The sequence below is a fragment of the Phycicoccus sp. Root101 genome (assembly GCF_001426245.1).
GTDB lineage: Bacteria > Actinomycetota > Actinomycetes > Actinomycetales > Dermatophilaceae > Pedococcus.
Map to the genome: position 1 here is coordinate 544,761 of NZ_LMCM01000001.1, position 26,309 is coordinate 571,069.

28 protein-coding genes are annotated in these 26,309 nt (G+C 70.7%); 6 read left to right on the forward strand and 22 right to left on the reverse strand.

The annotated features are described in order from the left end of the window. Positions 1-79: 79 nt before the first annotated feature. Positions 80-1,858 carry a 3-hydroxyacyl-CoA dehydrogenase family protein gene (locus ASC58_RS02505; protein WP_056918245.1) on the reverse strand — a complete coding sequence of 593 codons (1,779 nt, stop codon included), beginning with the start codon at positions 1,856-1,858 and terminating at the stop codon, positions 80-82. Between the two features lie 55 nt (positions 1,859-1,913). Beyond that, complete coding sequence (locus ASC58_RS02510) at positions 1,914-2,318, reverse strand: hypothetical protein (protein ID WP_056918246.1); 405 nt, start codon at positions 2,316-2,318, stop codon at positions 1,914-1,916. Between the two features lie 123 nt (positions 2,319-2,441). Between ASC58_RS02510 and nucS the strand changes: the two genes are divergently transcribed. Beyond that, positions 2,442-3,137 (forward strand): endonuclease NucS, encoded by a 696-nt coding sequence (nucS, locus tag ASC58_RS02515; RefSeq protein WP_056915239.1) that lies wholly within the window; start codon positions 2,442-2,444, stop codon positions 3,135-3,137. A 4-nt stretch (positions 3,138-3,141) separates the two neighbouring features. Here nucS and ASC58_RS02520 read toward each other — a convergent pair whose 3' ends face one another. Next, positions 3,142-3,765, reverse strand: a complete 624-nt coding sequence (locus ASC58_RS02520) for a histidine phosphatase family protein (protein ID WP_056915240.1) — start codon at positions 3,763-3,765, stop codon at positions 3,142-3,144. Between the two features lie 92 nt (positions 3,766-3,857). On the opposite strand from ASC58_RS02520, the gene ASC58_RS02525 reads away from it, so the two are divergent. Beyond that, positions 3,858-4,244: a MerR family transcriptional regulator gene (locus tag ASC58_RS02525; RefSeq protein ID WP_056915241.1), complete on the forward strand. Its 387-nt coding sequence runs from the start codon at positions 3,858-3,860 to the stop codon at positions 4,242-4,244. A gap of 77 nt (positions 4,245-4,321) precedes the next feature. Beyond that, positions 4,322-5,341: an aldo/keto reductase gene (locus ASC58_RS02530; RefSeq protein WP_056918247.1), complete on the forward strand. Its 1,020-nt coding sequence runs from the start codon at positions 4,322-4,324 to the stop codon at positions 5,339-5,341. A gap of 67 nt (positions 5,342-5,408) precedes the next feature. On the opposite strand, the gene ASC58_RS02535 is transcribed toward ASC58_RS02530, so the two are convergent. Genes ASC58_RS02535 through ASC58_RS02565 form a run of 7 tightly spaced genes read right to left on the reverse strand, consistent with a single transcriptional unit; the run spans position 5,409 to position 11,957 of the window. After that, positions 5,409-6,242 carry a class II fructose-bisphosphate aldolase gene (locus ASC58_RS02535; RefSeq protein WP_056918248.1) on the reverse strand — a complete coding sequence of 278 codons (834 nt, stop codon included), beginning with the start codon at positions 6,240-6,242 and terminating at the stop codon, positions 5,409-5,411. 2 nt (positions 6,243-6,244) lie between these two features. Then, on the reverse strand, positions 6,245-7,174 hold the full coding sequence (locus ASC58_RS02540) for a 1-phosphofructokinase family hexose kinase (protein WP_056915244.1): 930 nt from the start codon (positions 7,172-7,174) through the stop codon (positions 6,245-6,247). Continuing rightward, complete coding sequence (locus tag ASC58_RS02545) at positions 7,171-8,088, reverse strand: ROK family protein (RefSeq protein WP_200947708.1); 918 nt, start codon at positions 8,086-8,088, stop codon at positions 7,171-7,173. Before ASC58_RS02545 ends, ASC58_RS02540 begins: the two co-directional genes overlap by 4 nt. 2 nt (positions 8,089-8,090) lie before the next feature. Then, positions 8,091-8,900: a DeoR/GlpR family DNA-binding transcription regulator gene (locus ASC58_RS02550; protein WP_056915246.1), complete on the reverse strand. Its 810-nt coding sequence runs from the start codon at positions 8,898-8,900 to the stop codon at positions 8,091-8,093. Continuing rightward, positions 8,897-9,736, reverse strand: coding sequence for a carbohydrate ABC transporter permease (locus ASC58_RS02555; protein ID WP_235529058.1), 840 nt, complete (start codon positions 9,734-9,736; stop codon positions 8,897-8,899). The genes ASC58_RS02550 and ASC58_RS02555 overlap by 4 nt, the downstream gene beginning before the upstream one ends. Then, on the reverse strand, positions 9,733-10,710 hold the full coding sequence (locus ASC58_RS02560; RefSeq protein ID WP_235529059.1) for a carbohydrate ABC transporter permease: 978 nt from the start codon (positions 10,708-10,710) through the stop codon (positions 9,733-9,735). The genes ASC58_RS02555 and ASC58_RS02560 overlap by 4 nt, the downstream gene beginning before the upstream one ends. 2 nt (positions 10,711-10,712) lie before the next feature. Beyond that, a complete protein-coding gene (locus tag ASC58_RS02565; RefSeq protein WP_056915247.1) occupies positions 10,713-11,957 on the reverse strand; it encodes an extracellular solute-binding protein in 1,245 nt (414 codons plus the stop codon). Between the two features lie 295 nt (positions 11,958-12,252). On the opposite strand from ASC58_RS02565, the gene ASC58_RS02570 reads away from it, so the two are divergent. Together ASC58_RS02570 and ASC58_RS02575 are read left to right on the forward strand one after the other, a co-directional pair. After that, the gene (locus tag ASC58_RS02570; RefSeq protein ID WP_056918249.1) at positions 12,253-13,155 is read left to right on the forward strand and encodes an SIS domain-containing protein; all 903 of its coding nucleotides are present in this window, start codon (positions 12,253-12,255) and stop codon (positions 13,153-13,155) included. Continuing rightward, a complete protein-coding gene (locus ASC58_RS02575; RefSeq protein ID WP_056918250.1) occupies positions 13,152-14,351 on the forward strand; it encodes an N-acetylglucosamine-6-phosphate deacetylase in 1,200 nt (399 codons plus the stop codon). Before ASC58_RS02570 ends, ASC58_RS02575 begins: the two co-directional genes overlap by 4 nt. A 9-nt stretch (positions 14,352-14,360) precedes the next feature. Here ASC58_RS02575 and ASC58_RS02580 read toward each other — a convergent pair whose 3' ends face one another. The 4 genes from ASC58_RS02580 to murA form a co-directional block, all read right to left on the reverse strand. Continuing rightward, positions 14,361-14,918, reverse strand: a complete 558-nt coding sequence (locus tag ASC58_RS02580) for a GNAT family N-acetyltransferase (RefSeq protein ID WP_056918251.1) — start codon at positions 14,916-14,918, stop codon at positions 14,361-14,363. A 42-nt stretch (positions 14,919-14,960) separates the two neighbouring features. Continuing rightward, positions 14,961-16,976 carry a protein meaA gene (locus tag ASC58_RS02585; RefSeq protein WP_056918456.1) on the reverse strand — a complete coding sequence of 672 codons (2,016 nt, stop codon included), beginning with the start codon at positions 16,974-16,976 and terminating at the stop codon, positions 14,961-14,963. 80 nt (positions 16,977-17,056) lie between these two features. Further along, positions 17,057-17,422, reverse strand: coding sequence for an STAS domain-containing protein (locus tag ASC58_RS02590; RefSeq protein ID WP_056915251.1), 366 nt, complete (start codon positions 17,420-17,422; stop codon positions 17,057-17,059). Between the two features lie 126 nt (positions 17,423-17,548). Then, on the reverse strand, positions 17,549-18,832 hold the full coding sequence (gene murA / locus ASC58_RS02595; protein ID WP_056918252.1) for a UDP-N-acetylglucosamine 1-carboxyvinyltransferase: 1,284 nt from the start codon (positions 18,830-18,832) through the stop codon (positions 17,549-17,551). Between the two features lie 48 nt (positions 18,833-18,880). Here murA and ASC58_RS02600 point away from each other — a divergent pair, with 48 nt between their 5' ends. Beyond that, positions 18,881-19,510 carry a cob(I)yrinic acid a,c-diamide adenosyltransferase gene (locus ASC58_RS02600; RefSeq protein ID WP_056915253.1) on the forward strand — a complete coding sequence of 210 codons (630 nt, stop codon included), beginning with the start codon at positions 18,881-18,883 and terminating at the stop codon, positions 19,508-19,510. A gap of 3 nt (positions 19,511-19,513) precedes the next feature. On the opposite strand, the gene ASC58_RS02605 is transcribed toward ASC58_RS02600, so the two are convergent. From ASC58_RS02605 to atpE, 8 genes are all read right to left on the reverse strand, one after another. Continuing rightward, positions 19,514-19,942 (reverse strand): DUF2550 family protein, encoded by a 429-nt coding sequence (locus tag ASC58_RS02605; RefSeq protein WP_056915254.1) that lies wholly within the window; start codon positions 19,940-19,942, stop codon positions 19,514-19,516. Positions 19,943-19,957: 15 nt separating this feature from the next. Continuing rightward, a complete protein-coding gene (locus ASC58_RS02610) occupies positions 19,958-20,227 on the reverse strand; it encodes a F0F1 ATP synthase subunit epsilon (protein WP_056917208.1) in 270 nt (89 codons plus the stop codon). Between the two features lie 161 nt (positions 20,228-20,388). Continuing rightward, positions 20,389-21,846 (reverse strand): F0F1 ATP synthase subunit beta, encoded by a 1,458-nt coding sequence (atpD, locus tag ASC58_RS02615; protein WP_056915255.1) that lies wholly within the window; start codon positions 21,844-21,846, stop codon positions 20,389-20,391. A gap of 18 nt (positions 21,847-21,864) precedes the next feature. Beyond that, complete coding sequence (locus ASC58_RS02620; protein WP_056915256.1) at positions 21,865-22,764, reverse strand: F0F1 ATP synthase subunit gamma; 900 nt, start codon at positions 22,762-22,764, stop codon at positions 21,865-21,867. A 134-nt stretch (positions 22,765-22,898) separates the two neighbouring features. Beyond that, on the reverse strand, positions 22,899-24,536 hold the full coding sequence (atpA, locus tag ASC58_RS02625; RefSeq protein WP_056915257.1) for a F0F1 ATP synthase subunit alpha: 1,638 nt from the start codon (positions 24,534-24,536) through the stop codon (positions 22,899-22,901). Positions 24,537-24,635: 99 nt separating this feature from the next. After that, entirely contained in the window at positions 24,636-25,448 is an 813-nt protein-coding gene (locus ASC58_RS02630) for a F0F1 ATP synthase subunit delta (RefSeq protein WP_056915258.1), read from the reverse strand. After that, positions 25,448-26,026 carry a F0F1 ATP synthase subunit B gene (locus tag ASC58_RS02635; RefSeq protein ID WP_082552853.1) on the reverse strand — a complete coding sequence of 193 codons (579 nt, stop codon included), beginning with the start codon at positions 26,024-26,026 and terminating at the stop codon, positions 25,448-25,450. Before ASC58_RS02635 ends, ASC58_RS02630 begins: the two co-directional genes overlap by 1 nt. Positions 26,027-26,081: 55 nt before the next feature. After that, a complete protein-coding gene (atpE, locus tag ASC58_RS02640) occupies positions 26,082-26,303 on the reverse strand; it encodes an ATP synthase F0 subunit C (protein WP_030527793.1) in 222 nt (73 codons plus the stop codon). Positions 26,304-26,309 lie beyond the last annotated feature (6 nt).

Below are 26,309 nucleotides of genomic sequence, written 5' to 3' on the forward strand. Positions count from 1 at the left end.
CACGCGGTCACCGACCCACGCGGACACGGTATGCCGCGTGCGCGCCATACCGTGTGCCACCGCGCCGCGGGGCGGCCCGTCAGGCGTAGGTGCGGAAGCCGCGACCGGACTTGCGGCCGAGGTAGCCCGCGGTGACCAGGTGCTCGAGCAGCGGCGCCGGGGCGAACCCGCGCTCTCGGAACTCGAGGTAGAGCTCGCGCTGGATCGCCAGGGACACGTCGAGGCCGACGACGTCGAGCAGCTCGAACGGCCCCATCGGCAGGCCGCAGCCGGTCTTCATGGCGGTGTCGATCGCGTCGGCGGTCGCGTAGTTGGCCTCGAGCATCTTCACCGCGTCGTTGAGGTACGGGAAGAGGAGGGCGTTGACGATGAAGCCGGACCGGTCGCCACAGGTGACGGAGTGCTTGTCGAGGTCGGCGCACAGCTGCTCCACGGTGGCGACGACGTCGGGCGCGGTGGAGACCGTGTGGACGACCTCGACGAGCTTCATCACCTGCGCGGGGTTGAAGAAGTGCATGCCGATGACGTCCTGCGGCCGCGTGGTGGCGGCGGCGCACTCCACGACCGGGAGCGAGGAGGTGGTCGTCGCGAGGATGGCGCCGGGCTTGCAGATCTCGTCGAGGTTCTCGAACAGCGCCCGCTTCACGGCGAGGTCCTCCAGCACGGCCTCGACCACGAGGTCGACGGTGGCGAGGTCGTCGAGCGACGTGGACCCGGTCAGGTGCCGCAGCGCCTCGTCACGCGCCTCCTGCGTCAGCTTGCCGCGCTGGACGGCCTTCTCGAGCGACTTCTGCACGGCCGCGGTGACGGCGTCGACCTTGGACTGGCTGCGGGTGACGTAGGTGACGTCGAACCCGGCCTTGGCGAAGACCTCGATGATCCCGGTGGCCATCGTCCCCGACCCCACGACGCCCACGGTGCGCACCGTGCGGGTCGCCTCGTGGTCACCGCCGTCGGCGGCAGGGCTGAGGGCGTCGTCGACGAGCTGGGAGCTGCCCGGCTCGGCGTAGGTGTAGAAGCCGCGTCCGCTCTTGCGGCCCTTGAGGCCTGCGCTCACCATCTGCTTGAGGATCGGGCTGGGGGCGTGCAGCCGGTCGCGCCCCTGCTTGTACATCGTGTCGAGGATCTCGTAGGCCGTGTCGAGGCCGATGAGGTCCATGAGGGCGAGCGGGCCCATCGGGTAGCCACAGCCGAGCTTCATGGCCGCGTCGATGTCCTCGCGGCTGGCGTACCGGCTCTCGAACATGGCGACGGCGTGGTTGAGGTAGCCGAACAGCAGGGCGTTGGCGATGAAGCCCGCCTTGTCGCCGACCACCACCGGCTGCTTGCCGAGGCGCTGCGCGAGCGCCTTGACGTCCTCGAAGACCTCGTCCTCGGTGACGACCGTGCGGATCACCTCGACGAACTGCAGGACCGGCGCCGGGTTGAAGAAGTGCATCCCGACGACGCGCTTGGGGTTGCTCGTGGCGACGGCGATCTCGGTGACCGACAGCGACGATGTGTTCGTGGCGAGGATCGCGTCGGGCCCGACCACGGCGTCGAGCTTGGCGAAGATCTCCTTCTTGAGGTGGAGGTGCTCCGGCACCGCCTCGATGACCAGCTGGCAGTCGGCGACCTCGTCCATGCTCGAGGTGAAGTGGACCCTGGCGTGCAGGTCGGCCTGGTCCTCGGCGGAGAGCTTGCCGCGGGATACGGCGCGGTCGGTGGAGTGCTGCAGGACGCCGCGGCCCTTGTCGACCGCGGCTTCGTCGACCTCGATCGCCACCACGTCGATGGCGTTGCGGGCGAACACCTCCACGATGCCGGCACCCATGGTGCCCAGTCCGACGACAGCGACCTTGCTGAACTCACGAGCCATGCGGCGCAGTCTGTCAGAGCCACTCAGGAGGAGGGGAACCCGAGCAGCGTGACGGTCACCACTCGTGCCCGGAACCGATCAGGGCCGACTCCATGTGGAAGCGCTGCTCGGTCGACAGGCCACGGATGGCCGTGGGCACCGGGATGTCCACGGCGCGGCAGTAGTCGCGCAGGGTGTGGTCGTACGCCAGGCGGGCCGCCATCAGCCGCTCGGCCTTGTTGGGCAGGTCGGAGTGCTCGACGTAGCGCACGTGGTCGGCCAGGCGGCTGACCTCGAGGGCCACCAGGACGGGAGGGAGGGGTTCGGGCTTCACGCGTCGGCGGGCCCGACGGGCCTCCCACCGCTCGAGCAGGGGCCTCAGGAGCCGGGGCGGGATCCCGCTCGCGAGCCAGCGCAACGCCGTGCAGCAGACGGCGACGAAGACCGCCAGCCCGGCCGCGTTGCCCAGCAGGTTCCTCATGGGAGCTCACCTCACCTCGGACTTCGAGTGTGCGCCCGGATCTCGTCCTGCGCAATCAGGTGTTCGTCGCCATCGCCTCACCGGTTCGCCCGACCCCTGCGCGCCACCGTAGAGTCACCCTTCGTGCGACTGGTGATAGCGACGTGCTCGGTGGACTACGACGGTCGGCTCTCGGCCCACCTCCCCCTCGCGACGAGGCTGCTGCTGGTCAAGGCCGACGGTTCGGTGCTCGTCCACAGCGACGGCGGCTCGTACAAGCCGCTCAACTGGATGTCGCCGCCGTGCGCGATGGCCGAGGTCTCCCCCGAGGAGCACGAAGCCGCCGAGGGGGTCACGGCCGTGTGGCAGGTCCAGCACGCCAAGTCCGAGGACCGCCTCCGCGTGCTCATCCACGAGGTGCTGCACGACTCATCCCACCAGCTCGGCGTCGACCCGGGGCTGATCAAGGACGGCGTCGAGGCGCACCTCCAGAAGCTGCTGGCCGAGCACATCCACACCCTCGGTGAGGGCTGGACGCTGGTCCGCCGTGAGTACATGACGGCCATCGGGCCGGTGGACATCCTGTGCCGTGACGCCGGCGGCAGCTCCGTGGCCGTGGAGATCAAGCGTCGAGGTGACATCGACGGGGTCGAGCAGCTGACCCGCTACCTCGAGCTGATGAACCGCGACCCGCACCTGGCCCCGGTCACCGGCATCTTCGCCGCCCAGGAGATCAAGCCCCAGGCCCGGACGCTGGCCACCGACCGCGGCATCCGTTGCGTGACCCTCGACTACGACGCGCTGCGCGGGATCGACGACACCACGACCCGCCTGTTCTGAGCGGTCACACCACGCTGCGGTCCAGCGAACCGGGCCAGCTCAGCACCCGGAAGCCGTCACCGTCGACCTCCACCTCGGCCGCCCCGCAGTTGGGCAGGAAGGCGCGCGCCACCAGGTCCTCACGGACCGCGTCGCCGAGCCGGGGCAGGACGAACGACATGACGCCACCGTGCGAGAACACCAGGACCGTCTCGCCGCGGTGCTGGTCGGCGATCCCCTGCAGCGCCTCGCGGTAGCGCCGGAGGACCTCCGCCCCCGACTCGCCGCCGGGGATGAACCGGCCGCGATCGCCGTGCATCCAGGCCTTGAACACCGAGGCGAGCTCGGGGTCGTCGTGGGGACGGCCGGCGAGCGCCCCCACCGAGAACTCCTCGAGACCCTCGACCTGCACCGCGTCCACCCCCAGCAGCTCGGCGACCACCTGCCCCGACTCGACCGCGCGCTCGAGGGTGCTGGTGAAGACCCGGGCGACCCGCCTGTCCCGCAGGGACCGTGCCAGGTCGCGCACCTGCGCCCGCCCCCGGGGGCTGAGCCAGCCGCCCTCGTCCGAGAGCACCGAGGGGTGGCCGTACTCCGCGTCACCGTGCCGCGCGACGAGCAACGTCGCCGGGCAGTGCAGGTCGCTCACGCTGCGAGGGTATGCCGCGTGCGGCGCTGCGGGTAGGCCCCGCGCTTGACCTCGCGCTTGACCTCGCGCCGTTGCGCGATGAGCATCGGTGGGTGACCTTCACCATCGCCGAGGCGGCCCAGCGCACCGGTCTGACCGCCCACACCCTGCGCTACTACGAGCGCGACGGCCTGCTCCTCGACGTCGTCGACCGCGCCCCCTCGGGACACCGGCGCTACACCGAGGACGACGTCACGTGGATCACCATGCTCACCCGCCTGCGTGCCACGGGTATGCCGATCCGCGAGGTCCGCACCTACGCCGACCTCGTGCGTGGCGGGGACGGCAACGAGCGCGAGCGGCTGGAGCTCCTGCTCACCCACCGCGAGAAGGTGCTCGCCGACCTCGAGGAGGTCCGGGCGCACCTCGAGGCCATCGACACGAAGATCGAGCTCTACCGCTCCCGGCTCGCCCGACCCGCCCGTCGCCGCTCCGCCTGACCGACCTGACCCGACCCGCCCGCCCGGGTACCGCCCCGCTTGACTTGGAGCGCACTCGAAGTCGGAGAGTGGAGCCCATGACGACATCGAACGCCCTCCCCACCCGCGTGCTCGGCAGCGCCGACCACGGCACCGACCTCACCGTCTCCGCCCTCGGCCTCGGCTGCATGGGGATGTCCGAGTTCTACGGCACCCCCGACGAGGCGTCGGGCATCGCCACGATCCACCGCGCCCTCGACCTCGGCGTGACGTTCCTGGACACGGCAGACATGTACGGCCCGTTCACGAACGAGCAGCTCGTGGGCCGCGCCATCGCGGGACGTCGCGACGAGGTGGTCCTGGCCACCAAGTTCGGCAACGAGCGTGGGGCGAACGGCGAGCGTCTGGGCATCAACGGCTCCCCCGAGTACGTCCGCAAGGCCGCCGACGCCAGCCTGCAGCGTCTTGGCGTCGACCACATCGACCTGTACTACCAGCACCGCGTCGACAAGACGGTGCCGATCGAGGAGACCGTCGGGGCGATGGCCGAGCTGGTCGAGGCCGGGAAGGTCCGCCGCCTGGGACTGTCCGAGGCCTCGGCCGAGACCATCGGTCGCGCCCACGCCACGCACCCGATCACCGCGCTCCAGACGGAGTACTCGTTGTTCACCCGGGACCTCGAGGACGAGATCCTGCCGACGGTCCGGGAGCTCGGCATCGGGCTGGTCCCGTACTCGCCCCTGGGTCGCGGCATGCTCACCGGCACGATCTCCCGCACCCAGGGCGCCGACGGAGAGGCCGACGCGCGCCGGTCGCCCTACTTCCCGCGGTTCCAGGGCGAGGCGCTCGACGCCAACCTCCTGCTCGTGGAGCGCATCAGGCAGCTCGCCGAGGCCAAGGGCTGCACGCCCGGGCAGCTGGCCCTGGCCTGGGTCCTCGCCCAGGGGCAGGACATCGCTCCCATCCCCGGCACCAAGCGGGTCAGGTACCTCGAGGAGAACGTCGCCGCGATCGGCGTCGAGCTCGGCGCCGAGGACCTGGCTGCCCTCGAGCAGGCCGTGCCGCGCGACGCGGTCGCGGGCGACCGGTACGGCGACATGTCCCACATCGACGCCTGAGCCGACACCCCCACGGAGGGGCCGACGCGTACGCCGCGTCGGCCCCTCCGAGCGTGGGTTCGCCCCGTCAGCGCAGGGCGAGGAGCTCGAGCAGGCGCGCCGCCTCGGCCCGCATCGCCGAACGGGCCGGTCCGAGGTACCTGCGGCTGTCCACGAGCCGGGCATCGGACTCGAGGTGGTGGCGCACGGCTCCGGTGAACACGCTGGACAGGTGGGTCGCGATGTTGACCTTGGTCATGCCGGCCCGCACCCCAGCCACCAGGCCGTCGTCCGGCACGCCGGAGGACCCGTGCAGGACCAGCGGGACCGGCACCGCGGCGCGGATCGCCGCCACCAGCTCGAGGTCGAGCGCGGCGGTGCGCTCGGTCATCGCGTGGGAGGAGCCGACAGCCACGGCCAGCGCGTCGACCCCGGTGTCGAGCGCAAACCTTTGTGCCTCAACGGGATCCGTCCGCACACCTGGGGCATGGACACCGTCCTTGCCGCCGATCTCGCCCAGCTCGGCCTCCACATCGACGCCCCGCTCGTGGCAGAGCGAGACGACCTCCCGCGTCGTGGAGCGGTTCGCGGCGTCGTCGAGGGTCGACCCGTCGAACATCACCGACGTGAACCCGAGGTCGAGCGACTCGCGGACCAGGTCGACCGACACGGCGTGGTCGAGGTGGAGCACCACCGGCACGGACGCCCGCTCGGCCAACGTCCTGGTGGCCGCGGCCAGCGGTGCGAGCGAACCGTGCCACGCGACGGTGTTCTCACTGATCTGGAGGACGACGGGCAGCCCCACGTCCTCGGCCGCGCCGACCAGCGCCTCGGCGTGCTCGAGGTGGATCACGTTGAAGGCGCCCAGCCCCCGGCCCCGGTCTCGCGCAGGGCCCAGCACCTCGGTCAACGGCACGAGCACGGTCAGTCCTCCAGGGTCTCGACGCGGACGGTCGGCCGCAGTCGTTCGATGTCTCGGGGGTCGACGGATCCGGCGACGGGTTGCAGGACGGCCGCGGCGGACCACGCCACGGCGTCGGCAACTCCGGACGCCCAGTCCGACCCGCGCGCGAGGGCGACCGCGAGCGCGGCCACGGCCGCGTCGCCGGCACCCGTGGCGTTGCCGCGCAACCTCGCCCCGAGCCGCGCCCGGACGACCTCGCCGGTGGGCGCCACGGCCATGATCCCGTCGGCTCCCAGGGAGACCACCACGTGGCGGGCGCCCCTGTCCTGCAACAGCTTCGCTCCCATCGCGGGGTCGTCGACCCCGGTGGCCCCGCGCAGCTCCTCACGGTTCGGCTTGACGACGTCCGGGGACGCCGCGAGGGCGCCGAGCAGTGCCGCTCTCGAGGCGTCGACGACGACCGGCACGCCGGCGTCCCGCCCCACCGTCGTCAGGTCGGCGAAGGCATGGTCGGGCACGCCCGGCGGCAGGCTGCCTGACGCGACCAGCACCGTCACGGGGAGGTCGTCGAGCAGGGCCGCGACGTGGTCGAGCAGACCACCCCAGGCTCCGCCGGGCCACGGTGGACCGGGCTCGTTGAACGCCGTCGCCTCGCCGTCCTCCCCACTCACCACGGTGGTCGTGCGCCGGGTCGGCGTGGCTGCGCGCGCGAACCGGTGGGGTATGCCGCGACGGTCGAGGTCCGCGCGCACCTGGTCACCCGTCGGGCCGCCGACGACCCCGGTGACGAGCACGTCGTGGCCGAGCAGGTGCAGCACCGACGCGACGTTGATGCCCTTGCCACCGGCCACCTCGTGGACCGCGAGCACCCGGTGGCTCTCGTGCACGGCCAGCCGCTCGACGTCGTAGGTCACGTCGAGGGCGGGGTTGGGGGTGACGGTGAGGATCATGAGAGGTCCCAGGCCAGTGCGGCCGCGCCGAGGCACCCGGCCCGCTCCCCCAGCTGCGCCCGCTCGATGGTGGGCGCCCGCTGGAACGTCAGCCGGGACGCGACGGCGGCCCGCAGCGGACCCAGCAGGGTCTCACCGCTCTGTGCCAGCCCACCACCGACGAGGACCCGCTCGACCCCCGTCAGGGTCACGGTGAGGGTCACGGCCCGGGCCAGCGCCTCGACGGCGACCCCCCACACCTCGACGGCGAGCGGGTCGCTGGCGTCGACCAGGGAGGCGATCCGGTCGGCGCCGACGGGGCCGCCCGCGACGGGAACCGACAGCGCGGCATACCGGCGCTCCACGGCAGCCGCGGAGGCGACCGCCTCGAGGCACCCGTGGGCACCGCACCCGCAGAGCGGACCGTCGGGCTCCACGACCACGTGCCCGAGCTCGCCGGCCCACCCGTCGGCCTCGACGACGCGGCCGTCGAGCATGAGGGCTCCGGCGATGCCCGTGCCGACGGGCAGGAACAGGACGTTGCGTGCGCCGGAGGCCGCGCCCCAGCGCACCTCCGCCACGAGCCCGGCGCGCACGTCGTGGCCCAGCGCCACCGGCAGCCCGAGCAGCTCCGTCAGGGGACCTGACACGGGAAGGTCCCGCCATCCGAGGTTGGCCGACCAGCGGGCCACCCCCGCGGAGCCGTCCACCAGGCCGGGGACGACGACGCCACACGCACCGACCTCGTGCCGGCTGCCGGCGCTGTCGCGCAGGTCGCGCACCAACCCGGCGACCTGGCCGACGAGGACACCCTCGACCGCGGCGCCGGGCACGGTGGGCACGGTCCGGGACTCGACCTCGTGGCCGGCGGCGTCGACCAGCGCGGCCTTGACCCTGGTGCCGCCGACGTCCACGGCGGCCACGACCTGCGCCACGCTCAGACCACTTCCACCGTGATGCCGGCCGAACGCAGGTCGGCGACGGCGGCCTTCGGTGCACTGCCGTCGGTGACGACGAGGTTGATCCGCGACGACGGGCAGATGCGGGCGAACGCCCTGGTGCCGAGCTTGGCGCCCGTGGCCACCACCACGACGCGCTCGGAGCGCTCGACCATGAGCGAGTTGATGCCGGCCTCGCCCTCGTGGTGGCACATCGCACCGGCCGTCGCCGAGACCGCGTCGACGCCGAGGAAGACGGTGTCGAGCCAGAGCTCGCCGAGGACCATCGCCGCCAGCGGGCCGGAGAGCTCGTAGGACTCCGGGCGGGCGACACCACCGAGGGAGACGCAGCGGACGAAGGGACGCAGCACCATCTCCGTGGCGATGTTGAGCGCGTTGGTGACCACGGTGATGGCGGGGCGTCGCGACGACATCGCCAGGTCCGACCGGGCGGCGAGGCGTCGTGCCACGGCACTCGTGGTGGTGCCGCCGTTGAAGCCGACCACCGATCCCTCGAGGGCGAGGTCCGCGGCACACGCGGCGATGCGGTCCTTGGCGTCGTCGCCGCCGGCCTGCTTGTAGCGGGCCGGCAGGTCGTAGGCCACCGCCGTCGCGACGATGCCGCCGTGCGTGCGGGTCACGAGCTGCTGGGCGGCGAGGTCGGCGAAGTCGCGGCGCACCGTCGCCTCGCTCACGCCGAGCGACTCGACGACCTCGGTCACGCTGAGCCGCCCGTGCTCGGCGAGCAGGCCGAGGAGCGCGCTCCAGCGCGCCCCCCGGTCCGCGGGCCTGGCGGTGGGTGCGGTCACTTGACCGACCCGGCAGTCAGGCCCCCGACGAGGTGCTTCTCGATGACCGCGAACAGGATGACGACGGGGACGATCGCGATGATCGAGGCACCGAAGAGCTGGTCCCAGTTCTGCTCGTAGCCGGTGACGTAGGAGTTGATGCCGACGGTGAGTGGCTTCTTCTCGTCGCTGAGCATCAGGGTCAGCGCGACGACGTACTCGTTCCACGCCGCGATGAAGGTGAAGATCGTCGCCGTCACGAGCCCGGGCAGGGTGAGGGGCAGCATGACCCGGCGCAGCCGCAGGAGGGGTCCGCACCCGTCGAGCTCCGCCGCCTCCTCGACCTCCTTGGGGATGGAGGCGAAGAACCCGTGCAGGATCCAGATCGCGAACGCGAGGTTGAAGGCCGCGTTCGTGAGGATGAGCGCCTGGTAGGTGTCGACGAGGGTGAGCGCGTAGAACTCCCGGTAGATGCCCACGACGAGCGAGGTCGGCGAGAACATCTGCGTGATGAGGACCAGGAAGAGGAACGCGATCCGCCCGGGGAAGCGGAACCGCGCGGTGAAGTATGCCGCCGGGACGGCGACCAGGACCACGATCACCGTCGAGGACAGGGCCACGATCAGGGACGTCTGGAGCCAGGCGCGGAAGCGCTCGTCCCCCACCACCTCGGAGAACGTCGTCCACTTCCACTCCCGCGGCAGGATCGACGCCGGGGTCTGCACCACGTCGCCGCTCGGGCGGAACGCGTCGAGCAGCATGACGAGGTAGGGCCACAGGAACGCGAACGCGACCCCGAGGCCGATGACCGGCATCGCCGCCGGGCGGATCCGACGCCAGCTCAGGGTGCCGTTCACGACTCCTCCTCCTCGCGCCAGCGCGAGACACGCAGGTAGATGACGACGGCCACGAGGATCAGCAGCACGTTGAACAGGCCGGCCGCAGCCGACTGGCCCACGTCCTTCTCGGCGCTCTTGAACGCCAGCTTGTACATGAACGTGATGGTCGTGTCGTGGCTGAAGCCGGGGTTGGACTCGTTGAGGGTGTAGATGATCGGGAAGCTGTTGAACACGTAGATCATGTTGAGCACCGTCGCCACGAGGATGGCCGGGCGCAGCAGCGGCAACGTGATCCGGCGCCAGATCTGCCAGGGCGAGGCACCGTCGATGCGGGCCGCCTCGTAGACGTCGGTAGGGATGGCGTGCAGGCCGGCGACGAACACGTAGGCCGTGAACGGGATCGACACGAACACCCCGACCGCGATCATCGACGGCATGATCCAGCGGTCGTCACCCAGGAAGTCGATGGGGGTGTCCACGAGGCCGATCTTCAGCAGGACGGCGTTGAGGGTGCCGTAGTAGTAGCTGTAGATGAGGCTGAACAGCCGCGCCGTGATGACCAGCGAGGCCGCCCACGGGACGATGACGGCCCAGCGCACGATCCGTCTGCCCCAGAACTCCTTGGTGAGGAACTGCGCGAGGCCGAGGCTGATGAGGATCGTCAGGGCCACGACGGCGACCACCCAGACGAGGGTGTTGGTCAGCACGGTGCCGAGCGACTCGTTGGCCAGGACGTTCGTGTAGTTGTCGAGGCCCGCGTCGCCCTTGCGCAGACCCGTGATCGAGTAGCGCGACAGCGAGGCCTTGACCAGCTCGACGGCCGGGTAGACGACGACGCCGAAGATCAGGAGGAGGGCCGGCCCCAGCCACAGGAGCGCCTGACCCAGCGAGGCCCGGCCGCGGCGCGGGCGTGCCCGGCGCGGCCGGCGACCCGCCGTGGGTGCGGCCGGGTCACCGGTCGCACCCACGGGAGCCGAAGCGGTCTGCGTCACGCTCAGCCGCCGGCTTCAGCAGACTTCTGGAGCTTGTCGAGCACGGCCTTCGGGTCGCCCGTCATCGCGGTGCCGAGGTTCTGCTGGACCGCGAGCTTGACCTTGTCCCACGTGGGGTCGTCGGTCGGCGTGAGGTGCGCGTTCGGCAGCGTCTCGAGATAGGTCGCGAGCTTGGTGTCGGACTTGAACTCCTCGATGCCGGACTTGGTCACCGGCAGGAAGCCCTCGGCCTTGATGAACGAGTTGACCTGGTCCTTCTGGTAGTACAGGTCGTAGAACGCCTTCACCGCGTCCTTGTTGCCGTCCTTCTTGAACGCCATGAGGTAGTCGGTGACGCCGAAGGTCTGCGGCTCGCCGCCGTCGGCCTTGGTCGGCATCGGCGCGACGCCGTAGTCGACCTTCTTCGCAGCGTCGAGGGTGGCCGCGAGCGGCGAGAAGCCGACGACCATGCCGACCTTGCCGGAGGCGAACAGGTCGAACGCGTCCTGGCGGTTCGTCTTGCCGGGGTTGTTCTGGGTCAGCTTGTCAGTCGACAGCGACTTGAGGAACGACAGCGTCTCGACGTTCTGGGCCGAGTTGATCGTCCACTTCCCGTCCTTCTTCCAGTCTCCGCCGTTGTTGAACATCCAGATCGAGAACTCGCCCTGCGACTCCTCCGGGCCGAGCGGCAGGCCGTAGCCGATGGCGCCGTTCCCGAGGGCCGAGACCTTCTTGGCGTCGGCCTTGAACTCGTCCCAGGTCTTCGGCGCCGCGGTGATGCCCGCCTGCTGGAAGAGCTTCTTGTTGTAGAACATGGCCCGCGCCGAGCTCAGGTCGGGCATGCCGTACATCTTGCCGTTGTAGGACCCGGACTTGACGAACGCCTCGAGCAGGTCGGACTTCACCGAGTCCGACAGCACGTCGTCGGCGCTGTAGAGCAGGTCGTCCTTCGCGTAGCTCGCGTACGCGTTGAGGTTGAGGATGTCCGGCGGGTTGTTGTTCTGGACCATCGTCGAGCTCTGCTGGTCGATGTCGTCCCAGCTGACGATCTGCACCTCGAGGGTGTTGCCCGTCTTGGCCTTGTAGTCGGTGGCGAACTTGTCCCAGAACGCCTTCGTGTGGTCCTTGGAGTACTCCGCGGCGACGAGCTTGATGGTCGTCGCCTTCTTCCCCGAGCTGTCGCCGCCGCCGGCCGTGCCGGCCCCGGTGCCCCCGGAGCAGGCCGCCAGGGCGAATGCCGTGCCGAGGGCGAGGCCGCCCCAACGCACCGCCTGTGTGTGTCGTGAAGTCGTGGTGCCCACGTCGCTCCTCAAGTCGTTCGTCACTGTCGCGAAACGGATGATCGTTTCCTAGCGTTTCAAGCGCGCTTCGCTCATCTTCGAGGAAGCATGAGGGAAACCTTGGCCCTCCCCGCGAGCCTCGTCAAGCACTTCACCGCACCCATTTCCGAGAGATTCTCACCAAACCCCTGCGCGAAACGGGACATACCGCCGGGATCTTGACTGATCGAATGTGACTGGTAGAGACTTTCAGCACTCTCAATCACTCACAGATGGGATCTCGATGTCTTCCTACTCGAGCCACCTCGCCCACGAGATCGCGACGCAGCCCACCGACTGGGCCGCCGTTCGCAGCCGGGTCGACGAGGCCCTGGCCGTCCTGCCGCCCCCCGGCGCCCGCGTCGCCGTGGTCGGCTGCGGCACGTCTTTCTTCATGGCGCAGGCCTACGCGACCCTGCGCGAGCAGTCCGGCGCCGGGCACACGGAAGCCCACGCCGCGAGCGAGTTCCCCCTCACCCGGGAGTTCGACCACGTCGTGGCCATCTCCCGCTCCGGCACCACGACCGAGGTGATCGAGCTGCTCGAGCGCCTGCGGGCCGACGGGCGGACCACCACGGCCATCGTGGCGACCGAGGGCACGGCGATCCCGTCCCTGGCCACCCACGCCTTCCTCCTGCCCGAGGTGGACGAGCAGTCGGTCGTGCAGACCCGCTTCGCCACGACCGTCCTGGCGCTGCTGCGCGCCACCATCGGTGAGGACCTCGGCCCGGCGATCGCCGACGCCGAGGCCGTCCTGGCCGAGGACGAGGACAGCGCGCTGGCCGGGGTGGCCGATGCCGCCCAGCTGACCTTCGTGGGGCGCGGCTGGACCAACGGCCTGGCCCAGGAGGCGGCCCTGAAGCTCCGCGAGTCGGCCCAGTTCTGGACCGAGGCGTACCCCGCGATGGAGTACCGCCACGGGCCGATCAGCATCACCACCGAGGGCGGGGCCACGTGGGCGTTCGGCGAGGTCCCGCCCGGGCTCGACGAGGACGTCCGCGCGACGGGTGCCCACTTCGAGCACCGCGACATCGACCCGCTGGCCGACCTCCTGCGCGTCCACCGGCTGTGCCTGCTCAAGGCGGGACGCGCCGGCGTGGACCCTGATCGACCGCGGCACCTCTCGCGGTCCATCATCCTGTCGTGACCAGTGACGGCCCGACCCTCGACCGACTCCTGCTGACCGGACGTCTCGTCCTGCCCGGTGGGGTCGTCGAGGACGGGGCCGTCGTGGTCGAGGGCGACCGCATCTCCTACGCCGGTCCGCGCACCGAGCTGCCCGACCTGTGGGCGGGGCTGCCCACCCGTGACGACCTCCCCGGGGACGTCACCCTGCTCCCCGGCCTGGTGGACGTGCACTGCCACGGCGGCGCCGGTGGCGAGTTCGGCCCCGACGCGGACAGCGCGCGGACGGCCGCGGCCCACCACCACCGGGCGGGGACGACGTCCGTGGTGGGTTCGCTCGTGTCCGCCCCGGCCTCCGTCCTGCTCGCCGGTGCCACGGCCCTCGCCCCGCTCGTGGCCTCCGGGGAGCTCGCGGGCCTGCACCTCGAGGGTCCGTTCCTGTCGACCCTGCGCTGCGGGGCGCAGGATCCCGCGGCGCTCGTCGACGTCGACCTCGACCTGGTCGACGCGCTGGTGGCCGCGGCCGGTGGTGGCTTGCTGCACATGACCTTCGCCCCCGAGCGCGATCCCTCCGGCAGCCTCCCCTCGGCCCTCGCCGGACACGGGGTCCTCGGCGCCCTGGGCCACACCGACGCCGACCACGCGACCTGTTCCCGGGCCCTGTCCGCCGTGCTCGGCGGCGGCGTCCGAGGCGGGCTCCCCCTGGTCACCCACCTCTTCAACGGTATGCCGCCGCTGCACCACCGCGCCCCCGGCCCGGTCGCCGCCGCGCTGGGCGCGGCCGCCCGCAGCGAGGCTGTCGTCGAGCTCATCGCCGACGGTGTCCACCTCGACGGCGCCACCGTGCAGCTGGTCTTCGACACCGTCGGCCCGGCAGGCATCGCGCTGGTCAGCGACGCCATGTCGGCCAGCGGCCTCGACGACGGCACCTACACGCTCGGGGGCCGGGACGTCGAGGTCCGCGGTCGCGAGGCCCGGCTCGCCGAAGGCGGATCGCTCGCGGGCGGGGTCTCCACGCTGCTGGACCAGGTCCGGTGGTGCGTGACGGAGCTCGGCATCGACCTGGTGGATGCCGTGGCGGCGGCAGCGGCGACTCCGGCGCGGTCGCTGTCGCTGGTGGGCGTGGGCACCCTGGCCCCGGGGTCCCGGGCCGACGTGCTCGTCACGGACCGCGAGCTGCACCCCGTGGGCGTCCTGCGCCACGGCGCCTGGCTCTGAGCGCGGTCGCTACGCGACCTGCTGCTCCCACTCCCGGCGCAGGAGCCCGTACACGTGCGAGTCGGAGATGACGCCATCGACGATGCAGTCCTCGCGCAAGGTGCCCTCCCGCACGAAGCCCGACTTCTCCAGCACCCGGGTCGAACCGATGTTGCGGGCGTCGGCCTCGGCTTGCACCCGATTGAGGTCGAGCGTCTCGAAACCCCAGCGCAGCACCGCCCGAGCCGCCTCGGTGCCATGGCCGCGGCCCCAGGCGGCTTCGCCGTAGCAGTAGCCGAGGGACGCGCTGCGGAACATGGGGTTCCACCGCGTGAGGCTGACCCAGCCGAGGAACTCCCCGTCAGCGCGCCGGGTGACCACCAGGCGCGCGCCGCTGCCCTCTCGCTCGAGGTCCCGGCAGGTTGCGATGAACTGGTCCGCCCGAGCCCGGTCGACCCAGGGCAGTGAGTCCCAGTAGCGCAGCACCGTGGGGTCGCTCTGCTGCCGGAACAGGGCGTCCGCGTCGGAGTCCTCGAAGGGGCGCAGCAGCAGGCGATCGGTGTGCAGGGTGGGGGTCGGCAACGTCATACCGGCATGGTGCCAACTCCCTCAGCGGTGGTCGCCTCCTTTTCAGGCGGGCGCGGCCACCTCGGCGGCGAGCCCACGCGACCGGCGCACGATCTGCACGAACTCGCCCATGATGTCGTTGAGGCCGAAGTCCTTGGGCGTGAAGACGGCAGCAACCCCGAGGGCCTGCAGGGCCCTGGCGTCCGTGTCGGGGATGATCCCGCCGACCACGACGGGCACGTCACCCGCACCGGCAGTGCGCAGCCCGTCGAGGATCTGGGGCACGAGCTCCATGTGGGAGCCGGACAGGATCGAGATGCCGACGAGGTGGACGTCCTCCGCCACGGCTGCGGCCACGATCTGCTCCGGGGTCAGGCGGATGCCCTGGTAGACGACCTCGAAGCCCGCGTCACGGGCGCGCACGGCGATCTGCTCGGCACCGTTGCTGTGGCCGTCGAGTCCGGGCTTGGCGACCAGCACCCGGAGCCGTTCGCCGAGCTCGCCGGCGGTGTGGCGCACCTGCTCACGCACCGCGCGCAGCTCGTCGGTGCCGCCGTCGCTCACGCCGACCGACCCGGACACCCCGGTCGGGGCACGGAACTCCCCGAACTCCTCGCGCAGCGCCTGGGCCCACTCCCCCGTCGTGACACCTGCCCGCGCCGCCTCGAGCGACGCCGCCATGAGGTTCGACCCGGCACGGGCCTCGGCCCGCAGCGCGGCGACGGCAGCCGCCGCCCGGTCGCGCCCCGCGGGATCGGCGTCGCGCTGCTCCCGCCAGGAGCGGACCGCCGCGACGGCCTTCGCCTCGACGTCGTGGTCGACGGTCTGGATCGCCGCGTCGAGGTCGGCCGTGAGCGGGTTGGGTTCGGTCGTCTGGAAGCGGTTCACGCCCACGACGACGTCCTCACCCGTCTCGATCCGCTGGCGTCGCAGCGAGTGCGAGGCCACCAGCGCCGACTTCATGTACCCGCTCTCGACCGCCGGGACCGCGCCACCGAGCTCCTGCACCCGGGCGATCTCCGCCCGCGCACCCTCGACCAGCGAGGCGACCTTGGCCTCCACCACGGTCGAACCCGCGAACAGGTCGTCGTACTCGAGCAGGTCGGACTCGAAGGCGAGCACCTGCTGCATGCGCAGTGACCACTGCTGGTCCCACGGCCGGGGCAGTCCGAGCGCCTCGTTCCACGCCGGCAGCTGCACGGCCCGGGCGCGCGCGTCCTTGCTCAGGGTCACCGCCAGCATCTCGAGGACGATGCGCTGGACGTTGTTCTCGGGCTGCGCCTCGGTGAGGCCGAGCGAGTTGACCTGCACGCCATACCGGAAGCGACGCTGCTTGGGGTCCTGCACGCCGTAGCGCTCACGCGTGAGGTCGTCCCACAGCTGGACGAACGCCCGCATCTTGCACATCTCCTCGACGAACCGCACACCGGCGTTGACGAAGAAGGAGATCCGCGCGACCACCTCGCCGAAGCGCTCCGGCGGCACCTGCCCCGAGTCACGCACCGCATCGAGGACGGCGATGGCGGTGCACATCGCATAGGCGATCTCCTGCACCGGCGTCGCGCCGGCCTCCTGCAGGTGGTAGCTGCAGATGTTGATCGGGTTCCACTTCGGGATGTCCGACACGGTGTAGGCGACCATGTCGGTGATCAGGCGCAGCGAGGGCCCGGGCGCGAAGACGTACGTGCCCCGCGACAGGTACTCCTTGATGATGTCGTTCTGGGTCGTGCCGGCAAGGGCTCGCACCGCCTCGGCCGGGTCCCGACCGTCGGCGAGGGCCTGCTCCTCGGCCACGACCTGGTACATCGCCAGCAGCCACATGGCGGTGGCGTTGATGGTCATCGAGGTGTTCATCTGGTCGAGCGGGATCTGGTCGAACAGGGCGCGCATGTCGCCGATGTGCGAGATCGGCACGCCCACCTTGCCCACCTCACCGCGCGCGAGCGGGTGGTCGGGGTCGTAACCGGTCTGCGTGGGCAGGTCGAACGCCACGGACAGGCCGGTCTGCCCCTTGTCGAGGTTGCGGCGGTAGAGCGCGTTGCTGGCAGCGGCGCTGGAGTGGCCGGCGTACGTGCGCATCACCCAGGGACGGTCACGTTCGATCGGCTCGGCAGGCATGGCCCGAAGTTACCTGCGGGGTGGTGCGCGCCGGGAGGCGTTCAGGCGGTGACAGCCGCCACAGTCGCGCCGTCCGGGAGCTCGCGGAGCACCAGCGACCGGTCGAGGCGTGATGCACGCAACAGGCGGCCGGTGCGCTCGCTCATGTCGACCACGGCGAGGCGGCGCCCGGCCCGGCGGGCCCGGTTGTACGCCTCGACGAGGACCCCGAGACCGGTGGCGTCACCGATCTCCGCGCCCGCGAGGCGGATGTGGACGTCGCCGAAGCCGGTGTCGATGATCTCGTGGAGCAGCAGCCGGACGTCGGGGACCGTGTGCACGTCGATGCGACCCGTGATCGCGACCTCCTGGCCCGTGTGCACCGGGCGGACTGCGACGGGGAGGACCCCGATGGTGCTGACCGACATGCGAACCCCCTTGTCCGTGGACACATTCACTCACACAGACGCAAGTGAAGGGGACTTTGGTTGTCGCAGGTCAGGTCTCTTTTGGGTAACTGTTGAGACCTGCGTCACACCCCAAGGGGCCGACGGTCACAGGAACGGGTCGTCGTCCGGCTCCCGGGTGACGTCCGCGCCGAGGCCCTGCATGCTCTCGGCGAAGCCGGCGTACCCGCGGTCGATGTGCTGGGCCCCGCTGACGGTCGTGACGCCGTCGGCGACCAGCCCGGCGATCACGAGCGCAGCGCCGGCGCGGATGTCGCTGGCCTCGACCGGCGCCCCGGAGAGCCGTTCGACACCGTGGACCATGACGTGGTGGCCGTCGATCCGGGTCTCGGCGCCGAGGCGGTTGAGCTCCTGCACCGTCCGGAACCGGGCCTCGAAGAGGTTCTCGGTGATCATCGCCGACCCCTCTGCGACGGCGTTGCAGGCGAGTGCGAAGGGCTGCAGGTCGGTCGGGAAGCCCGGGTAGGGCAGCGTGGCGACGTCGAACGCCCTGGGTCGACGCCCGCCGGAGTCGACGCGGAAGCCGCGCGGGGTGTCGGTGACCGTCGCCCCGCTGGCCTCGACCAGCTCGAGGGCGGCGACGAGGTGGTCGCTGTTGGCGCCGACCACCTCGACGTCGCCACGGGTGGCGGAGGCGGCGAACGCCCAGGTGCCGGCGGCGATCCGGTCGGGGACGACGGCGTGCTCGATCGCCGTGAGGCTGTCGACGCCGTGCACCTCGATCACCGAGGTGCCTGCACCGCTGATCTGCGCGCCCATCGAGGTGAGCATCGCGGCGATGTCGGCGATCTCCGGCTCGCGGGCGGCGTTCTCCAGGCGGGTCGTCCCCCGGGCGAGGACCGCCGCGGTGAGGACGTTCTCGGTGGCGCCGACGCTCGGGAAGTCGAGGCGGATCTCTGCACCGTCCAGCCCGCGGGGCGCCTCGGCGACGAGGAAGCCGTGCGTCACGTGGACGCTGGCACCGAGCGCCTCCAGCCCGGCCGCGTGCAGGTCGAGCCCGCGCGAACCGATCGCGTCCCCACCGGGGACGGCCACGTCCGCCGAACCGGTGCGTGCCACGAGTGGCCCCAGCACGGCGGTCGAGGCACGCAGGGCCCGGACGAGGTCGTAGTCGGCGCGGTGGCCGATCTTCTCCGGCACGTCGATCTCGACGACCCCGGAAGGCGCGTCGTAGTCCACCGTGCAGCCGAGGCGCCGGAGGAGCTCGGCCATGATCGTCACGTCGAGGATGGCCGGGACGTTCGTGAGGCGGGTGCGGCCGACGGCGAGCAACGCCACCGCCATGAGCTTGAGGGCGCTGTTCTTCGCGCCCCACACGGCCACCTCGCCGCGCAGCGCGGTGCCTCCGACAACCCTGAATCTCTCAGCCACCGACCCACCCTATCCGCGCCCGACTCCCCCATCTGACAGGCTGCAGCCATGGTCAACCTCACCCGCATCTACACCCGCACCGGCGACGACGGGAAGACCCACCTCGGCGACATGAGCCGGACCAGCAAGACCGACGTCCGCCTCCTCGCCTACGCCGACACCAACGAGGCGAACGCCGCCATCGGCGTCGCCCTCGCCGCCGGGGAGCTGCCCGAGGACCTGCGGGCCACCCTGCTCCGGGTGCAGAACGACCTGTTCGACGTGGGGGCCGACCTCTGCACCCCCCTGCAGCCGACCTACGAGTACCCACCGCTGCGGGTGGAGCAGGCCTGGATCGACGAGCTCGAGGCCGACTGCGACCGCTACCTCGAGCGCGTCGAGAAGCTGAGGTCCTTCATCCTCCCGGGCGGCACCGTGGGCTCGGCCCACCTGCACGTGGCCACGACCGTGGTGCGCCGGGCCGAGCGGGCTGCGTGGGCGGCCATCGACGCCTACGGGGACCAGCCGGGCACCGGCACCAAGGGTGAGGGCGGCGTCAACGTCCTCACCGCGACATACCTGAACCGCTTGTCGGACCTGCTGTTCGTGCTGGCGCGCGTCGCGAACCTGCCGATCGGCGGCGACGTCCTCTGGCAGCCCGGTGGCGGCCGTGCCGAGGCGCCCCGCGCGAAGAAGTGACGCTCAGGCGACGTTGACGTTGAAGCCCGGGGGCGAGCTCTCCAGCCAGCTGCGCATCGCCGTGTAGGCAGGCGGGGCGAGGGCGATCCGGAACTGCTCGTCCTCGTAGTGGCACTCGACGGTGACCGCGTCGGGCAGTCCGGAGATGGGCTCCTGCGCGACCTCCGGCGGCCCGAGCTCGAGCCGTGGCCGCTCCCACGAACGGACCGGGCGCGGGGAGGGCCCGATGAGGGTGAACCACTCCAGCGAGGGGCCGGAGAAGCGCAGCAGGCCCAACCGGTACGACGTGCGGCCCGGGAGTCGCAGCGCACAGAGCATGAGGGGAGCCCCGGACGACAGGAGGCGCCGGCGCACGAAGATGTACGCCAGCGCCAGGACTGCGAGCAGGGCGAGCGTCCCCACGGTGATCTCGAACAAGACCACGGGCGACATGCTCACCCCTTCCGGTTAGGCCGGGATCTGGGAGGCGTCGACGGCCTCGGCGACGATGATGACCTTGTCGCGGTCGACGGAGAGGAACCCGCCGTCCACGGTGGCGACGGCGGTGCTGCCGCCGGTCTTGATGCGGACCTCGCCCTCGACGAGGACGCCGAGCAGGGGCGTGTGGCCGGGCAGGATGCCCAGCTCGCCGTCGATGGTGCGGGCCTGGACCATCTCGGCCTCGCCCTCCCAGACCTTGCGGTCGGCGGCGACGAGTTCAACCTGCAGGGTGCTCACGGTGTCCTCCACGGGGAATGCGTACTGCTCGAGTCTAACGACCGTCGTGGGGAGGCCCCCCGACGGGTGGTATGCCGTGGGGCCAGCCAGTGCGGCTGGCCCCACGACCTACGGGTGCTGCGGGCGACGCTCGCGCGTCATCGTGCTGCGACGCCGTGGCGTCAGAGGTTCTTCTCGATCTCCGCGGCCTGACGCTCGACGTCGTCGAGGCCACCACACATGAAGAAGGCCTGCTCGGGCACGTGGTCGTACTCGCCGTCGGCGATCTTCGTGAACGCCTCGATGCTGTCGGTCAGCGGGACCGTCGAACCCTCGATGCCGGTGAACTGCTTGGCGACGTAGGTGTTCTGCGACAGGAAGCGCTGGATGCGACGGGCGCGGTTGACGAGGATCTTGTCCTCTTCGGAGAGCTCGTCGATGCCGAGGATGGCGATGATGTCCTGCAGCTCCTTGTTGCGCTGGAGGATCTGCTTGACGCGCACCGCGGTGTTGTAGTGGTCCTCGGCGATGTAACGACGGTCGAGGATGCGCGAGGTCGACGTGAGCGGGTCCACGGCCGGGTAGATGCCCAGCGAGGCGATCTCACGGGAGAGCTCGGTCGTCGCGTCGAGGTGGGCGAACGTCGTGGCCGGGGCCGGGTCGGTGTAGTCGTCGGCCGGCACGTAGATCGCCTGCATCGAGGTGATCGAGTGACCACGCGTCGAGGTGATGCGCTCCTGGAGCGTGCCCATCTCGTCGGCGAGGGTGGGCTGGTAACCCACGGCGGACGGCATGCGGCCGAGGAGGGTGGAGACCTCGGAACCGGCCTGGGTGAAGCGGAAGATGTTGTCGATGAAGAGCAGCACGTCCTGGTTCTGCACGTCACGGAAGTACTCCGCCATGGTCAGCGCGGAGAGCGCGACGCGAAGACGCGTGCCCGGCGGCTCGTCCATCTGGCCGAAGACGAGGGCGGTCTGTCCGAGGACGCCCGCCTCCTCCATCTCGACCATGAGGTCGTTGCCCTCACGGGTGCGCTCGCCGACACCGGCGAACACCGACACACCACCGTGGTCGCGGGCGACACGGGCGATCATCTCCTGGATGAGCACCGTCTTGCCCACGCCGGCGCCGCCGAACAGGCCGATCTTGCCACCCTGGACGTAGGGGGTCAGCAGGTCGATGACCTTGATGCCGGTCTCGAACATCTGGGTCTTGGACTCGAGCTGGTCGAAGGCCGGGGCCTTGCGGTGGATGCCCCAGCGCTCCTTGACCTCGAAGGTCTCGCCCTCGGCGAGGTTCATGACCTCACCGGTGGTGTTGAAGACCTTGCCCAGGGTCTGGTCACCGACGGGCACCGAGATGGGGCCACCGGTGTCCTGGACCTGCGTACCGCGGACGAGGCCGTCGGTCGGCTGCAGGGAGATGGCGCGGACCATGTTGTCGCCGATGTGCTGGGCGACCTCGAGGTTGAGGTTCTTGGTCTCCCCCAGGAGCTCGACCGACGTGGTCAGCAGGTTGTACTGCTCCGGCATGGCGTCCGCGGGGAACTCCACGTCGACGACCGGGCCGATGATGCGGGAGATGCGGCCGATGCCACCCGGGGTGGCGGCCTTGGTCTCTTCAGTGACAGTGGCAGTCATTGGTTTCTCTCTACCTTCTCAACTGGCGTCGGCGAGGGCGCTGGCGCCGCCCACGATCTCGCTGATCTCTTGGGTGATCTCAGCCTGGCGAGCCTGGTTGGCCAGCCGGGTGTACTTCTTGATGAGCTCTTCGGCGTTGTCCGTGGCCGACTTCATCGCCTTCTGGCGCGAAGCGAGCTCGGACGCGGCGGCCTGCAGCAGGCAGTTGTAGATGCGCGCCGTGACGTACTTCGGCAGCAACGCGTCGAGCACCTGCTCGGCGCTCGGCTCGAACTCGTAGAGCGGCAGCACGTCGTCCTCGGCCGGGGCCTCTTCGCCCTCGACGACCTCGAGCGGCAGCATGCGGATGACGTCAGGCTCCTGGGAGACCATGTTGACGAAGCGCGTGAACACGATGTGCACCTCGTCGACCCCGCCCTCGGAGTGGTCGCGGTTGAACGCGGCGACCAGGGTCTCCCCGATCTCACGGGCGACCTCGAAGGTGGGCTGGTCGGTGAAGCCGGTCCACTCGTCGGCGTACTCGCGCTTGCGGAACTTGTAGAAGGCCACCGCCTTGCGTCCGACGAGGAAGGGCGTGACCTCCTTGCCGTCCGCCTTGAGCTCGCCGATGAGGCGCTCGCTCTCCTTGAGGACGGAGGAGCTGTAGGCGCCGGCCAGACCACGGTCGGAGGTCACGACGAGCACCGCGGCGCGGCGCACCTCCTCGGACTCGGTGGTCAGCGGGTGGTCGACGTTCGAGAACGTCGCCACGGCCGAGACGGCCCGGGTCAGCGCACGGGCGTAGGGCGAGGACTCGCGCACACGCTGCTGCGCCTTGACCACGCGGGAGGCTGCGATGAGCTCCATCGCGCGCGTGATCTTCTTGGTCGCCTGGACGGACCGGATGCGCTGGCGGTAGACCCGCATCTGCGCTCCCATATGTTGCCGCCTCTCTCGTTCGTTCCTGGTGCGGCTGGTCGCCGCCGATCAGTTCGGGGGGTGCTGCGGGGTCTCCCCCGCGGCCGCTCGCCTGCGGTGCCGGGTGCGCGACAGGCGCGCACCCGGCAGCCGATTCAGCGCTTCTGCTTGACGATCTTCTCCTGCTCGACCTCGTGCTCGAGCTCGCCCGGGTCGGCCTCGTGGCCGACGGGGGTGTGCTCGGAGCCGGAGGCGGCGAACTGCTGCTTGAACGCGGTGACCGCGTCCTCGAGCCCGGAGCGGGTCTCGTCCTCGAACTTCTTGGACTCGCGGATGGCGTCCAGGAGGCCCTTCTTCTCGCGACGCAGGTAGTCGAGGAACTCGGCCTCGAAGCGCGAGACGTCCTCCACCGCGATCGAGTCGAGCTGGCCGGTGGTGCCGGTCCAGATGGACACGACCTGCTCCTCGACCGGGAACGGCGCGGCCTGCTTCTGCTTGAGGAGCTCGACGAGGCGGGCACCCTTCGCGAGCTGGGCGCGGGAGGCCGGGTCGAGGTCCGAGGCGAACATGGCGAACGCCTCCATCGCGCGGAACTGCGCGAGGTCGAGCTTCAGACGACCGGAGACCTCCTTCATGGCCTTGATCTGGGCGGCGCCACCGACACGGGAGACGGAGACACCCACGTCGATGGCGGGACGCACGTTGGCGTTGAAGAGGTCGGCCTGGAGGTAGATCTGGCCGTCGGTGATGGAGATGACGTTGGTCGGGATGTACGCGGAGACGTCACCGGCCTTGGTCTCGATGATCGGCAGACCCGTCATGGAGCCGGCGCCGAGCTCGTCGGACAGCTTCGCGCAGCGCTCCAGCAGGCGGGAGTGCAGGTAGAAGACGTCACCGGGGTAGGCCTCGCGGCCCGGCGGGCGACGCAGCAGCAGCGACACGGCGCGGTAGGCCTCGGCCTGCTTGGACAGGTCGTCGAACACGATGAGGACGTGCTTGCCCTGGTACATCCAGTGCTGGCCGATGGCCGAACCGGTGTAGGGCGCGAGGTACTTGAAGCCGGCCGAGTCGGACGCGGGCGCCGCGACGATGGTCGTGTACTCCAGGGCACCGGCCTCTTCCAGCGTGCCGCGGACGGCAGCGATGGTCGAGCCCTTCTGGCCCATGGCGACGTAGATGCAGCGAACCTGCTTCTCCGGGTCGCCCGAGTCCCAGTTCTGCTTCTGGTTGATGATCGTGTCGACCGCGACCGTGGTCTTGCCGGTCTGGCGGTCACCGATGATGAGCTGGCGCTGGCCGCGACCGATGGGGGTCATGGCGTCGACGGCCTTGAGGCCGGTCTGCAGCGGCTCGTGCACGGACTTGCGCTGCACCACGGTGGGCGCCTGCAGCTCGAGGGCGCGGCGCTCGGTCGTGGCGACCTCGCCGAGACCGTCGATCGGCTGGCCCAGCGGGTTGACGACCCGACCGAGGAACGCGTCGCCGACGGGCACCGACAGCACCTCGCCGGTCCGCTTGACCTCCTGGCCCTCCTCGATCTTGGAGAAGTCACCGAGGATGACGACGCCGATCTCGTGGACGTCGAGGTTGAGCGCGAGGCCCAGCGTCCCGTCCTCGAACTCGAGCAGCTCGTTGGTCATGCACGAGGGCAGGCCCTCGACGTGGGCGATGCCGTCACCGGCGTCGCTGACGCGGCCGACCTCTTCGCGGGAGGCCGTGCCGGGCTCGTAGGACTGAACGAAGTTGTCCAGTGCGTCCCGGATCTCCTCCGGACGGATCGAAAGCTCCGTCATCTGATCTCTTCTCCCTTGAGTGGTGCAGTGACCGGCGCCGAGGGGGCTCGGACCGGAAGGCGGTGTGGTGGTCGTGCTGTGGAGTTGTGGTGCGTGCCGTCAGCCGGCGATGTGCCTGCGGGCCTCGTCGAGGCGCCGCAGGATCGTGCCGTCGACGACCTCGTCGCCGACCTGCACGCGGATGCCACCGATGACCTGCTCGTCGCGGACGACCTGCAGCACGATGGTCTTGCCGTAGATGTTCTGCAGCGCTGCGGCAAGACGCTCACGCTGCTGCTCGGTGAGGTCGGTGGCGGCCGTGACGACAGCCGTGACCTGCTCGCGCCGCGTCGCCGCGAGGGCGAGGTAGCCCTCGAGCGTGCGGTCGAGCTTGCGCCCACGGGGCGCCAGCACGGCCTGGCGTGCGAGCCGGACCGTCTCCTCGCTGGCCTTGCCCTCGAGCAGCTGCGCCACGACGCCGGCCTTGGCCTGGACGTCGCCCTGGCGGTTGGTCAGGCGGTCGCGCAGGTCCGGGTTGCCGGCGACGATCCGCTCGAAGCGGAACAGCTCGTCCTCGACCCGGTCGATGTGCCCGTTGGCCTCGGCGTCGGCGAGCAGCGCCTCGATCCCGAGCCGCTCGACCGTGTCGGACAGGTCGCGCTCGGTCGCCCAGCGCTGGCCCACGAGGGCCTTGACCACGACGACGGTCTCCGCGGAGACCTTGCCCGACAACAGGCGCTCGGCGAGCTCCTGCTTGCCGGCCGCCTCGCGTGACGGGTCCGCGAGGGCCCGTCGCAGCGTGGCGTTGCCGTCGATGAGGGCGGTCACCGCGAGGAGCTCCTCGGCGAGGGCCCGGCGGTCCGTGCCTGCGGAGAGCGCGGCCTCGAGGGCCGTGCTCCCGGCGATGGCGGAGGCCCGCGACGAACCACGCATCAGGCGCCCTCTCCGACCTTCTCGGGCTGCACCTGGCCGGACTCGAGCTCCGCGAGGAAGCGGTCGACGATCCCGCGCTGGCGTGCCTCGTCCTCGAGGGACTCGCCCACGATGCGGCTGGCCAGGTCGGTCGACAGGCGACCCACCTCGGCCCGCAGCGACACGACGGCCTGCTGGCGCTCGGCCTCGATCTGCTTGTGCGCGGCCTCGGTGATGCGAGCCGCCTCGGACTGCGCGTGACCGCGCATCTCCACGACGATCGCCGCACCCTGCTCGCGAGCCTCCTCGCGGATGCGAGCAGCCTCGGCGCGAGCCTCGGCCAGCTGGGCCTGGTACTGCTCGAGAGCAGCCTGGGCCTGCTGCTGGGCCTCTTCGGCCTGCTGCATGCCGCCCTCGATGGCAGCCGTGCGCTCGGCGTACAGCTCCTCCATGCGCGGCACGACCTTGGTCTTGTACAGCCAGTACAAGATCCCGAAGGCGATGAGCCCGACGATCATCTCGGCGGGGTGCGGGAGCAGCGGGAATCCCGAGGGGAATCCGGTGGTCTCCCCCTCAGCGACTATGGATGCGGGGATCACATCGCGTCCTTATCTCTTAAGCGATCGGGTGTGGCACGAGGGCGGCGGGGCCGCGTCAGTTCGGGTTGGTGCCCTGGAAGACGAACGCGAACACCAGACCGAGGATGGCGAGCGCCTCGGTGATCGCCATGCCGGTGAAGGCGATGGTCTGGAGCATGCCGCGAGCCTCGGGCTGACGGGCGACGCCGTTGATGTAGGCGGCGAAGATCAGGCCGACACCGATGCCGGGGCCGATAGCAGCGAGGCCGTAGCCCAGGTAGGCGATGGAGCCGTACATGTCATT